Below are 12,176 nucleotides of genomic sequence, written 5' to 3'. Positions count from 1 at the left end.
CCGTCAATCACGCAGCGACGCATAGTAAGCGCGGATATGGTCGGTTTCGTGGTAATTCGTTGTTTTTTTAGGCTCAACCGAGGGGGTGTTATCGGCTTGAGCTAGCGTGACGTGACCTACTGCGGCGGCCGCACCAGCGGCGGCGGTACCTAGACCAACGGTTTTCATAAACCGGCGGCGCTCAGGGTTATGTGACGTGTGCATGGGTTTCTCCTCTATCATGCCCTTTTTCTTATACATGGCCCGCAGGCCTTGCTATTTGCTTACCACTGCGCACTGCCACTCACGGTGTGACGTCGCGCGCCGCGCCGGCTGCGTCTGTCGTTGGCTCCACAAACCGCACCGGTTGATAGGCCGCTCTTTCGCTCAACGTTGCCTGTTCGCTTTCCATAAACGCGCCGCCCAACTGGCCAAGCGATGCGTAAAAAACAGTGTCTACTTTAGTAAGGTCGTCAAAGCAGTGCTTCACCCAAGGAGCAATGTGCTGTTGGAAGAAGTAAGTTTGTTCGCCGCTTTGCGCCGTAATCAGCATCGCCATGACCTCGCAGACAGCCGCCAGGTGGTCTTCTGGCTCGCAGGTATGCTCGCTGCGCTCAAACCCCAGTGCCCGCAGATCCTGACGCAGGGCCACTAGTGCGGCTTCCATTAGTTCTCCGTTGCGGTACCAAGAGGCGTAAGGCACTACTTCGCCCTGAATAACGCCAACAAGAAGGCGAAAGTGCGCGCGCTGAAGACTCTCAGGACTGCTTTGGCCAGCGGCGTGAGAAAGTGCTGCCCAGCACTCAGCCAGACGGCTACCGTCTTGTTCAATGTCTAGGTTAGCGAGCCAGGTTAATAGCTCGCAGTCAGGTGCTTGGCGTAGCAGGCTGGCTAAAAGCTGATAAATATCGGCCCGCAGTGCATCGGTATCGCTTAGTGTGGGCATTGCATCACTCATTGCGTTACACCTTCAGTTGCGCATCAGGATCACGGATCATGGCTTTCCACACATCTTTGACCCGACAGTCCTCGCACATTTCTAGCCGTGCTAGCGCATCGCCCGCGAAATAGGGATGGTCAGCTAGCTTCGCTTTGATCGTCGCTACCGTACTGGCAGTAGCAAACGGCTTGCCGCAGCCAATGCACTCAAAGGCCGCCTCTTCGTGGCAAATGTGCCGAGTGTCGCGTTCCGGCGCAGCCAAAAAACCAGGCAGCAGCGTAATCGCGTTTTCAGGGCACGCCTGTTCGCACAGCCCGCACTGCACACAATCAGCTTCCAGAAAGCTCAACGCTGGTGTGTCACCCCCTGCTTTTAGCGCCGGTGTTGGGCAGTTGCTAACGCAGGCATGGCAAAGCGTGCAGGCTTCACGATCGACCTCAATGCCGCCATACGCAGCCCCTTCAGGCATGACATAACGCTCATTGCTAGGAGCCCCAAGTGCTGTGAGTGTGGCGAGCACCTGATTAAAGCGAGTGCGCTTGTGGGGTTCGGTAAAGCGTAACGCTTCGTCGGTTAGCGGCGTCAGGCTAGGTAGTGCATCGCGCTCTTCCGCCTGCTCCGGCTGCAATAACTTAACCCGCGTAGCATCATGCCCCAGTGCCTTCAGCAGCCCATGGGCTTGGGCGACTTGATGGGTGATGAACGTGGTTAAACGAGGCGGCATCTCATCGTGCAACTGAATACGCACTTCAGCCGCTCCGTTCGCGAGTGCGGTAAGCCACTGGTCGTGGCCAGCAGCACCCAGCTCTTCAAGCGGAGCATCTAGTACGTGGCCCGGCGTAACAACACCAGCTTTGCGCTCAGTATCGAGGAAGTCATGAGTGACAAAGCGCATAACAGGCGCTTGACCACCCGCTTCGCGGTAGGCAGCCAGCCACGTCGCTAACGTGTCTTGCTGACGACGGGTTTCGGGCAGGCGGAATTCAATTGCGCCGGTTGGGCAAGCGCTGGTACAGCTGCCCACCCCTTGACAAAGGAACGGGTCAATTTCAATGCGCGATTCAATGCGTCCCTGAACACTGGAAATAGCATCAGCTGGGCAAACATCCAAACAGCGCGTACAGCCAACGTTGCCACTCGATGAGTGCGCACAAAGATCGCTATTAACCTGAAAATAACGTGGCTTATCGAACTCACCAACCAGCTCGACAACGCTGTCCAGAATTTCGTTGCGTTGAGCTTCCTGGGTTAGCCAGTCTAGGCGAATGTAGCCTGGCGGGGGGATTTCCCAGGATTGATCACTGTTCGATATGTCCGCAGCCGTTACGTCGAGCACCACGTCAAACGATTCACGCTCAATCAGCGCTTGCGCCAAATTAAGTGTGTCGTTGTCAGCAACGGCTACTTCAGCGCGAAAGGCACCTAAATAGCCGGTGATGCGTAGCTGTGATCGCTGAAGGTCTGTCAGCGTGTGACAGATTAGCGGCTCGCTAGCAGCTGCTATGTCGGGGGCGATATCGGTTGTCAGAAGCGTCAATGAGGCGAGGCCACGGTTTTGTAGCACGCGGGCAGCATAGCTAACCTCGTGCGCCTTACCTAGCAACAGCGCATGGCCACGACTGTGATACGTCACGTTAGCGGGCGTTAAGTTAACCGGCCACGAGATACGCTGACGCACCGCCTCACGAGCGGTGACATTGATCTGGTCATCTATCGATGCCAGTTGAATTCGTTGGTTCATGCATTCTCACGGTCAGAAAATCGTTTTTTTTATAATTAAATGTCATCGTTTTTTACTTTGAGGGTATATCTTAGCGCTTTCTCTGCCTTGAGCGTATGGTGCCTAGGCTTTTTTTGCCACTTTAAAGCGCTTGAGCGTCTCAACGCTTCATTGCAGAACCTACGTTAAGCTATTGTTTATAAAAAAATTATTACTTCTTTATACATTCGTCTACCTCGCCATCAAATGAATCAGACTGGTCGTCTAGTCGCGAGTTTTGTACAACATTGGCGTCACTTGTACAGCTATTAACATCTTCTGCTGGGGTAGCAGCATCGTCCGCCATGCGGTTTTCATCATCGGCATCTGCTGGCCGCTCTAGCGCCTCTTCTGTTTTATTTGCCCAGCGTCGAAGCTTGCCTGCCAGTTCGCTGGCCATAGGCTTTAGCTGTTGACGGTAATCAGCATCGTAGTCATCTAACCCATCGCGTACGTTGTAGTTACCGGTGGCCCACAGCCGTTTCAGGGCACGACGGCGTAAGGCAGCGCTAACCCCAGGCGACATGAACGCGCTGAAGTCACTGCCTGCGGGCAAGTGATCGGGGTCAGGTAAGGTGTGATCCAAACTGCCAGGCGCAAGCGGCGCATCGTCAACAGGTGGCTCTGTCTGCAGCCCCCTCTCATGTAACGTCGCCTCATGTAACGACGCCTCATCCAACGTCTCATCATCGCGGGAAGTAGTAAGCGCATTGGCCTCTGACTCTGCATTGCCGATGGAACAGTTATTGAACTCGGTGTCTGCTTCGTCGCTTTCAACGCCGCGCTTTTTACGTGACCAGCGTTCAAATCTGCTCACTGGGGTTGCTCCTTGGTCGGCGTTTCTTTGCCCCGACCGGCTCCCTTATGCTTCTTTTTACGCCGTTCTGGCGGCGCTTCCCCATGGCGTGCCAAATAACTTTCCAGCCATATTTGAATCGCCATCGGCATCGGTGCTTCCAACACCTGCTGTTCGCCATCCAACCAGCCCGCCGCCACATCTTGGCTTGCGGTAATGGCATCAGGTTTGGGTGTTTGGCCGGTAAAACCAGCGCGCACAAATAACCTAGGCGTAGCCGAAGTGAGGTTAAAACGGTAGGCAGCGCGCTCGGTCATATAAAGTTGAAGGTTTAGCACATTGTCGCCTTCCCCTCCCAGGGCGAGATCAGCAATACGCCACTGCGTTAAATTAAACCCTCTGACCTGCTTGGGTTCGGCTACCAAGGTAATACTCAACGAACGCAGATTATCACTCATACGAAATAGACCACCTTAGACCTTGAACGGGTAGACAAGTAAGCCTTTTGAGCGCCATCATCGTCAACTCAGAGTGTTTTACTCAACTATTATTTCGTAGATGGTTTTTCATTAGGTTCCAACGAGGATTGCGGATGCCCGCCCTTCAGTTAAGCCAAGCCCGCTTACCGGCTACAACAACAATCAATGTGATGGATGCTTACGGCGACACTCGCCAACAAGCCATCGCGGCAGAGCGCGCACTAACGGTTTATCTTAATAAGCGCGAAATTGTCACACTCATGACCTTAGGCGATGATCCTGAAGCACTGGTGGTGGGCTACTTACGTAATCAAGGGTTATTACGCCGCGCGGAAGATCTGAAAGTTGTCCAGGTCGACTGGGAGGTTGAAGCCGCCGCGGTGGTCACCGACTATTTACCCGACGATTTAGAAAACCGGCTGAGCACTCGTACTGTTACAACCGGTTGCGGCCAAGGAACGGTATTCGGCAAATTGCTGGAACAAACATCGCTTTCTGAGTTGCCCAAGACACCGCTTAACCAATCGACGCTCTACCAGCTGCTAACCAATCTGAATACTTATAACGATACCTACCGCAGCGCTGGGGCAGTGCACGGCTGCGCGTTGTGTAATCAACATCAAGTGCTTGACTTCGTTGAAGATGTTGGGCGACACAACGCGGTAGACACGCTGGCAGGCCACCAGTGGCTCAATCAAGCGAAAAGCAGTAGTGCTGATATTTTTTATACCACCGGCCGCCTGACTTCCGAGATGGTATTAAAAGTAGCTCAGATGGGCATCAGCGTGTTGGTTTCGCGTTCAGGGGTTACCCAAAAAGGCGTCGAGCTAGCGGAGCGCTTCGGGGTGATGCTGATTGCTCGTGCTAAAGGCAAAAACTTCCAGGCTATTAATACGGCTAATCGCTTAACGCTAGATGCCATACCAGCCAAACCACCCAGCGCACGCACGTCTAAGGAGGCTGGCATATGATCACCCCGCAAACCCTCACCGGCATGATTCTCGCAGGTGGCGAAGGCCGTCGCATGGGCGGGCGCGATAAGGGGCTTGAACCCTTTGCCGGGCTACCACTTGTCGCTCATGTAGCTAAACGGTTTGATGGCCAAGTAGCCGAACTCATGATCAATGCCAATCGCAATACTGATGCCTATGCGCTGTTTGCAACACGGGTCATTGAAGATGCGGAAGGCGGCTTTAAAGGCCCGTTGATGGGCATTTACAGTGGACTGCGTGCGGCTGAAACGCCCTGGCTGCTGGTCGCTCCCTGCGATTCTCCCGCCCTACCCCATGACCTTGTGAATCGTATGGTGGCAGGCATCAGCTCAGAGAGTGGCGAGTACGATATCGCCGTTGCGTTTGACGGCGAACGCTTACACCCTGTCGTTGCGCTGCTGCGTACCTCGCTTGCCGATGACCTAGCAAACGCGCTAGCTGGGGGGGAGCGCAAAATCGATCGTTGGTACGCACGCCACTCCTGGTGCAAGGTAGATATGTCGGATTGCCCAGAAACGTTTGCCAACCTCAATACCGAGGAAGAAAAGTCGCGTTTGGAGCTAACCCTAACGACAACTTCCAAAGGTTTGCCATCGCAGGAAACACCATGAGCCTGTCGTGCTTTGAGCTTGGTGAGCAGATGCTCAGCGTTGATGACGCACGGGAAGCGCTGATGACCTTGGTGGAGCATCCCGTTGGGGTAGAGCCTATAGCACTTAGCCAAGCCTATGGCAGGCGGATAGCGAGCGACATCATCGCGCCTATCAATGTACCCCAACATACTAACGCAGCCATGGATGGCATTGCCATGGCTTGGCCGAGCGTGCAGCCTCATCAAACGCGCTGGCCAATTGTTGGCGATGCCTTTGCTGGTCAGGCATTTGAAGGTAATGTGCCTTCCGGCCAGTGTGTCCGTATTACCACTGGCGCTCCCTTACCGCCAGGTACCGACACGGTCATCATGCGCGAGCAGCTTATTGAGCAGGGTGTTAGTGTCATGATCGACGCCCCTGACCGAGTTAGCCAGGGCCAGCATGTGCGCCAAGCAGGGGAAGATATTGCAATTGGCGAGATAGCACTGGAAGCAGGCACGCGGTTAGATGCCGCCTGCTTGGGGTTAATCGCTTCATTGGGCTATGGTGAGGTTTGGGTGTTTCGGCGTCCCAAAGTGGCTATTTTTTCCACCGGAAATGAGGTCACGCCCCCAGGCGATGCGCTGCCCAGTGCCGGCATTTACGACACCAACCGTTTTACACTGATCGGCCTACTCAGCGAGCAGGGGGCCGAGGTGATGGATCTAGGCATTCTGCCCGACGACCCCACCACCATTCAAAACGCCCTGGCTAGCGCCGCCAAACAGTGCGATTTAGTGATTACCAGTGGGGGCGTTTCTGTCGGCCACGCTGATTACACAAGGGAAGCGTTGGAAGCATTAGGACAATTAGCTTTCTGGCGCGTAGCATTGCGACCCGGACGTCCTATGGCTTGTGGTTGGCTCGGTGAGGCTCGTAAACCGTTTGTCGGCTTACCCGGCAACCCCGTCGCGGTCATGGTAACCTTTAGCCAATTCGTAGTGCCGTTACTGCAACGATTACAAGGGCAAACGCCCTCTCCTCCTAGGCGCTTAACAGCCATCGCCCAAACACCGCTAAAAAGCCGTTTAAAACGCACCGACTTTATACGTGGCATTTATTCAAGCAATGCCCAAGGCGTGTTACAGGTACGTAGCACCGGAGCTCAGGGGTCAGGAATATTGACCTCGATGGTAGCTGCCAACTGCCTGATTGAACTGGGTGACCATCAAGAAAGCGCTCAACCAGGCGAGGCAGTCTGCATTCAACCACTGACGAGGTGGCAATGACTAAACAACCAATTGCCGAAAAACTCATTGATGATTTCGGCCGCCGTGTCAGTTATGTACGCATTTCCGTGACGGACCGTTGCGATTTTCGCTGCGTTTATTGCATGAGCGAAGAGATGACCTTTTTGCCACGGGCCCAAGTGCTTACGCTGGAAGAGCTTGCCATGGTGGCCCAGGCGTTTACCGAACTTGGCGTTGAGAAAATCCGCTTAACCGGGGGCGAGCCGCTAGTGCGTAAAGGTATTGAGCAGCTGGTGGATGACATTGGCGCGCTGCCAGGGCTTGACGACTTCACCATGACCACGAACGGCGCGAGCCTACGCAAACACGCTAACCGGCTCTATCAAGGCGGGCTGCGCAGGCTCAATATTAGCCTTGATTCTCTTGACCCTGAACGCTTCAAACAGCTAACCCGCACCGGTGATTTAGCCAAGGTCATTGACGGCATTCACGCCGCCCAGGAAGCTGGCTTTAAACGCATCAAACTTAACGCCGTCATCATGAAAGGCCGCAATGAAGACGAAGTGCTTAACCTCGTCACGTTTGCCCGCCATGAAGGGCTGGATATCAGCTTTATTGAAGAGATGCCGCTGGGCGACGTGTCTGATCACTCCCGAGCCGAGACATTTTACTCCAGCGACGACGTGCAAGCGCTGATCGAGACGCGTTACCCACTCACACCGACCACGGAAACTACGCCAGGGCCTTCGCGTTACTTTAAAATGGCCGACAGCAACAGTCGGGTCGGCTTTATTTCGCCCCATAGCCACAACTTTTGTGATAGCTGCAACCGCGTGCGGGTAACCGTTGAAGGCCGCCTATTGCTCTGCCTCGGCAATGAACATTCTGTCGATTTACGTGCCGTACTGCGCAGACATCCTGGCAATATGCAGGCATTGAAACTGGCCATTATTAACGCCTTACCGCTCAAGCCCGAGCGCCATCACTTCACCACCGATGGTGATGTCCAGGTGGTGCGCTTTATGAATATGACAGGGGGGTAATCGTTGTCAGCCAATCGTGTGCCAGTACATATTATTACTGGCTTTCTCGGCAGCGGTAAAACTACGCTTATCCACAGCCTGATCGAGCAAAAGCCTGTGGATGAAAAATGGGCCATTTTAGTCAATGAGTTTGGTCAGATCGGCATTGATCAAACAATGTTTGAGCAGCGCAATGATGTTGTCGTTAAAGGTCTGCCCGGTGGCTGCTTATGCTGCCAGCTGGCCTTTGTGCTGCAAGCTGCGCTGGTCAATTTACTCGCTCGCAATAAGCCCGATCGCGTCATTATTGAGCCTTCGGGGCTGGGCCATCCGGCCGGCTTATTAGATATACTGCGTGGTGAGGCTTTCCAGGACGTGGTGGTTGTGCACGATATTATTGCCACGCTGGACCCGCGTCGCTTAGATGAGCCACGGGTACGCCAACACGAGACCTTTCAAGATCAACTGGCGATGGCAGATGCTGTAGCGATCACAATGGGAGAGCAAGCCAGTGCCGAACAATACGAACAGGCGCAGCAGTTTGTGACTGAACTCTGGCCACCGCGCAAATGGGTGCATTGCATTGAGCATGGCATGTTACCACTAGCGCTGCTGCTGAACGGCGGCCAAACACGTACTCACGAGGGCTCAGCCATTCCTGATACACACCGCCAAGTGATAACTACCCCCACCGTGGAAGGCAGTTTTTTTGATATTCCCCCTCTACTTGGTCAACCTCAACAAAAAACCGCCAGCACCCTTGGGTACACCAGCACTAGCCTACGCTGGCATCCAAATGAACACTTTAACCTTGACCATTTAGCCGCTTACTTAAGCGGGCTCCCCTCTACTGCGCGCGTCAAAGGCGTATTTCATACCGAGCTGGGTTGGAAGCAACTCAATCGAGCTGACGGAACGCTAACCGTTGGGAGCAGCGCTTGGCGTCAGGATTCTCGGCTTGAAGTCATTACCCCTGACAATGACACCCATACCCACACTCGCTTACTAAGAGAACTATCATCTTCAGGAGCACTGAGCTAGGGTAAGCTCTAGAAGTACTGATCTAGAAGTACCGAACTAGAAGTACAGGGTTAGGAATGCTGAGCTAAGAGCGCTGCCTCAATATCTTCAGCGGGCATAGGGCGGCCAAACAAATAACCCTGGAAAGCACGACAGCCGTGAGCTAACAACCACGCTTGTTGAGCATCTGTTTCTACCCCTTCGGCAATCACATCTAAATTTAAGCTTTTCGCTAGGGCAATGGTGCTTTCAACAATCGCCGCATTGGCACTGCTATCCAATACTTGATGGACAAATGATTGATCAATTTTCAGCTGATCAAGCGGTAACTGAGCAAGATACGCCAGTGATGAGTAACCGGTTCCAAAATCATCCAGAGAAAAACGTACGCCCTGGGCTTTCAGACTAAGCATTTTATCGCGAGCATCATCTCGCGCTTCCACAAACAGTGACTCAGTGACCTCAAGCTTTAGGCGCTCAAGCGGCGCTTTTGTGCGAATAAAAACCTGCTGTAAGCGAGACAGAAAATCGCTATCGCGAAACTGCAGTGGGCTAATATTCACAGAAATCGTCAGTTCACGCAGATGCGGCATGGTTGCCCAGCAGGCTAACTGGCGGCACGCATCCTCGATGACCCACTCACCGACCTCATTAATTAGCCCGGTACTTTCTAATAGCGGGATAAATTCGCCCGGAGACACCATGCCACGCTCTGGGTGCTGCCAGCGCAGCAGGGCCTCAACGCCGGTAATGTGACCAGTTCGACCAACCTGGGGCTGGTAGTGCAAGCGCCACTGCTGGCTTTCCAAGGCTTGGCGCAGGTCGGCTTCAAGCTTGACTCGCGCCAGTAGCGTTGCCTGCATGACAGGATCAAAGAAGCGTATAACACGACGCCCGCTTGTTTTTGCCTGCGCTAAGGCCATATCAACCTGCTGAAGATAGTCTTCGGTACTCAGTTGGCTATCGGATAAAATAGTGATGCCAACACTCGCAGTCACCATGACATGCTCTTCAGAAAAAGTAATGGGCTCATCAAGCGCCGCCAGCAGTTTTTGGGCGATATGCTCTGCTAAGCGACGTGTTTGCCGGGGGCTTCCATCAATACCTTCGATGAGCACAGCAAATTCGTCACTACCCAAACGCGCCAACGTATCGGTATCACGTAACATTTGACCAAATCGTTGGGCTACACGCTGCAATAGCTGGTCGCCGGCGAGGTGGCCCAACGTATCGTTAATATGATTGAAACGGTCAATATCGATTACTAACAGCGCACCGCAGCGTTGGTGTCGATTGAGCTCTTTTAGGGCCACTTCCATTCTATCCATAAACAGACGCCGGTTCGCGAAGCCTGTTAATGGATCGTAAAACGCTAATTGATGGATCTCTTGCTCAGCAGCTTTACGCTCACTAATGTCACTCATGGTGGCAACGTAATTAGTGAGGTCGCCCTCTGCATCGTATACGGCACTAATTGTTAACCATTCAGGAAACAGTTCGCCATTTTTACGCTGATTCCAAATTTCCCCTTCCCAGCTCCCCGTTGCTGTTACCCGCTTCCATAAACGTCTATAAAACAACGAGCTATGATGACCAGAGCTAAACATCCGTGGGTTTTTACCAATTACCTCTTCATCGCTATAGCCCGTGATACGCTTAAACGTATCGTTGGTTTTTAAAATATTTCCCTGGGCATCCGTCACCATAATGCCCAGGTGTGCCTGGAAAGCGGCGGCGGCAATCTTCAATTCCACTTCTGCGCGCTTTGCTTCGGTAATATCACGGTTCACCGATAATACTCCCTCAAACTGACCATCACTACTCATTAGCGGGCTAACGGTGGCATGAAAATGGTGTCGCTGTGCATTTATAATCAATGGATATTCAAATCTTTCTACCCGGCGAAACTGCTGCACTCTTTCAAAAACAGCAGTAAAAGCGGCCGCTAACGCGCTAGGCAAAACATGAGCAAAGTGCTTGCCTAATGCATCCTGGCTATTAATGAGCAGTTGCTCAGGGGCAACTGCGTGGATGTAGCTAAAGCGTCCATCCCCATCAAATACAAAGATCAAATCCTGGATTGAGCTTACCAGAGCATCCATACGCGCGCCGCGTGCTTGGGCTTCCGCCCGCGCTAGCTCTCGTTCTTTTATTCGCTCATGTAACTGATAAGCTAGTGTGAGACGATTGAGGTAGTGGCGAACCCCCCATGCACCTAGCAACGTCATTAAGATCGCGACCAAGGACAATACCAATAGTCGCTGATACCATCCCGCCATCAGTGTACGTAGGTCAACCCCCACCACCACAAATACCGGATAGTCACTAATTCTTTGCATGTGTAATAAGCGTTTATGCCCATCGATAGGCGAAATAGCGGTGAGTGTTTGAGAAATATCACCACTCTCCAACCACTGCTGAGTAGAGGGTGCATTCACCTGACTACCAATGGTGATCCCCCCGTCCGGTGCTGGATGCCTAGCAATTACCCGTAAATTTTCATCTATTAACGCAATAGTCTCACCGTCGTATACCCGCATTTGCCTCAGTGTATCGACCAAAACTTGCGGCATAATACGGGACATAATCACGCCCACAAGATTGTTATTATCATTTACTAAACGCTGACCATGATAAAGGTAAAAACGCTCGCTATGCATTGACCGAAGTAGCGGCGTCATTTTTTCAGCCTGTTCACCTTGCACAAACGTACGAAAAAAAACGCTATTACCTAGCTCATCTCCAACATGCTGCTCATCACCGCTGCCCAGCCATACGCGCCCTTCGTCATCCAGAATACTTACTTCATCAATCAACGGCACATACTGAGCAAGATTTTTGAACACCTGCTGAAGAGCCCTCGAAGTTTCAGCCTCTAAATGATTCTGATCTAAGGTAGTTATTTGATAAACGTCCAACAGCTCAGCCAGGCTAAATAACCCTTGACCACTTTGACCAAACACGCCTTTTACCCATTCAGAAACCACGTTGGCGCGTGCAATGATACGGGACTCAGCCGCATGGACTTCTTGGTGGTATTGGCCTTTGAGCAACCAACCAAACAACGCCATCATCGTACATAGAGACACTATATAAATCGCAATAACACGACGTTTTTGACGGCGATAGACAGGGGTTAGCTGCCTGTTTTCAGTTATTTTACCACTGCGAGAAAGCAGCATTATAGTTAGACCTTGTTCAGGTACTTCACAGCACACCTAGTACAATATAAAAAAACAGACGACGATACACCACTACGTCTCTTTAGCAGCAGGGTTCAATAGTGGCGTGGCTTGTTTTTGTTGTATATCAATTTTCAGCAAAAATACTCACTAAACGACGTTATTTTACTTAACAAGAGGCTGCC

The 12,176-nt window shown here is 52.5% G+C and carries 11 protein-coding genes; 5 read left to right on the top strand and 6 right to left on the bottom strand.

The window, feature by feature from the left end; genetic code table 11:
• Positions 1–3: 3 nt before the first annotated feature.
• The 5 genes from M0220_RS08610 to M0220_RS08590 form a co-directional block, all read right to left on the bottom strand.
• Positions 4–204, bottom strand: coding sequence for a twin-arginine translocation signal domain-containing protein (locus tag M0220_RS08610; protein WP_030071324.1), 201 nt, complete (start codon positions 202–204; stop codon positions 4–6).
• A gap of 79 nt (positions 205–283) precedes the next feature.
• On the bottom strand, positions 284–937 hold the full coding sequence (locus M0220_RS08605) for a TorD/DmsD family molecular chaperone (RefSeq protein ID WP_264019146.1): 654 nt from the start codon (positions 935–937) through the stop codon (positions 284–286).
• Positions 938–941: 4 nt separating this feature from the next.
• Entirely contained in the window at positions 942–2,660 is a 1,719-nt protein-coding gene (locus tag M0220_RS08600) for a 4Fe-4S binding protein (protein WP_264019145.1), read from the bottom strand.
• Between the two features lie 190 nt (positions 2,661–2,850).
• On the bottom strand, positions 2,851–3,495 hold the full coding sequence (locus tag M0220_RS08595) for a DUF3306 domain-containing protein (protein WP_264019144.1): 645 nt from the start codon (positions 3,493–3,495) through the stop codon (positions 2,851–2,853).
• A complete protein-coding gene (locus tag M0220_RS08590; protein WP_030071330.1) occupies positions 3,492–3,932 on the bottom strand; it encodes a DUF3305 domain-containing protein in 441 nt (146 codons plus the stop codon). Before M0220_RS08590 ends, M0220_RS08595 begins: the two co-directional genes overlap by 4 nt.
• 134 nt (positions 3,933–4,066) lie before the next feature.
• Between M0220_RS08590 and M0220_RS08585 the strand changes: the two genes are divergently transcribed.
• From M0220_RS08585 to M0220_RS08565, 5 genes are read left to right on the top strand one after another with little or no spacing between them, the layout of a single operon-like run.
• Positions 4,067–4,924 (top strand): formate dehydrogenase accessory sulfurtransferase FdhD, encoded by an 858-nt coding sequence (locus M0220_RS08585; protein WP_030071332.1) that lies wholly within the window; start codon positions 4,067–4,069, stop codon positions 4,922–4,924.
• Positions 4,921–5,556 (top strand): molybdenum cofactor guanylyltransferase MobA, encoded by a 636-nt coding sequence (gene mobA / locus M0220_RS08580; RefSeq protein ID WP_264019143.1) that lies wholly within the window; start codon positions 4,921–4,923, stop codon positions 5,554–5,556. The genes M0220_RS08585 and mobA overlap by 4 nt, the downstream gene beginning before the upstream one ends.
• Entirely contained in the window at positions 5,553–6,806 is a 1,254-nt protein-coding gene (moeA, locus tag M0220_RS08575; protein WP_264019142.1) for a molybdopterin molybdotransferase MoeA, read from the top strand. Before mobA ends, moeA begins: the two co-directional genes overlap by 4 nt.
• Positions 6,803–7,810, top strand: coding sequence for a GTP 3',8-cyclase MoaA (moaA, locus tag M0220_RS08570; protein ID WP_030071339.1), 1,008 nt, complete (start codon positions 6,803–6,805; stop codon positions 7,808–7,810). Before moeA ends, moaA begins: the two co-directional genes overlap by 4 nt.
• Before the next feature lie 3 nt (positions 7,811–7,813).
• The gene (locus M0220_RS08565; protein WP_264019141.1) at positions 7,814–8,830 is read left to right on the top strand and encodes a CobW family GTP-binding protein; all 1,017 of its coding nucleotides are present in this window, start codon (positions 7,814–7,816) and stop codon (positions 8,828–8,830) included.
• A 50-nt stretch (positions 8,831–8,880) separates the two neighbouring features.
• Here M0220_RS08565 and M0220_RS08560 read toward each other — a convergent pair whose 3' ends face one another.
• Positions 8,881–11,991, bottom strand: coding sequence for a bifunctional diguanylate cyclase/phosphodiesterase (locus M0220_RS08560; RefSeq protein WP_030071343.1), 3,111 nt, complete (start codon positions 11,989–11,991; stop codon positions 8,881–8,883).
• Positions 11,992–12,176: the final 185 nt, after the last annotated feature.

The sequence above is a fragment of the Halomonas qinghailakensis genome (assembly GCF_025820815.1).
Taxonomy (GTDB): domain Bacteria; phylum Pseudomonadota; class Gammaproteobacteria; order Pseudomonadales; family Halomonadaceae; genus Vreelandella; species Vreelandella qaidamensis.
This window is presented reverse-complemented; position numbering and strand designations above follow the sequence as displayed.

Coding starts and splice junctions, on each gene's coding strand:
- M0220_RS08605 (WP_264019146.1), bottom strand. CDS start 937: ATGAGTGATGCAATGCCCACACTAAGCGATACCGATGCACTGCGGGCC.
- M0220_RS08590 (WP_030071330.1), bottom strand. CDS start 3,932: ATGAGTGATAATCTGCGTTCGTTGAGTATTACCTTGGTAGCCGAACCC.
- M0220_RS08585 (WP_030071332.1), top strand. CDS start 4,067: ATGCCCGCCCTTCAGTTAAGCCAAGCCCGCTTACCGGCTACAACAACA.
- mobA (WP_264019143.1), top strand. CDS start 4,921: ATGATCACCCCGCAAACCCTCACCGGCATGATTCTCGCAGGTGGCGAA.
- moaA (WP_030071339.1), top strand. CDS start 6,803: ATGACTAAACAACCAATTGCCGAAAAACTCATTGATGATTTCGGCCGC.
- M0220_RS08560 (WP_030071343.1), bottom strand. CDS start 11,991: ATGCTGCTTTCTCGCAGTGGTAAAATAACTGAAAACAGGCAGCTAACC.
- M0220_RS08600 (WP_264019145.1), bottom strand. CDS start 2,660: ATGAACCAACGAATTCAACTGGCATCGATAGATGACCAGATCAATGTC.
- M0220_RS08610 (WP_030071324.1), bottom strand. CDS start 204: ATGCACACGTCACATAACCCTGAGCGCCGCCGGTTTATGAAAACCGTT.
- moeA (WP_264019142.1), top strand. CDS start 5,553: ATGAGCCTGTCGTGCTTTGAGCTTGGTGAGCAGATGCTCAGCGTTGAT.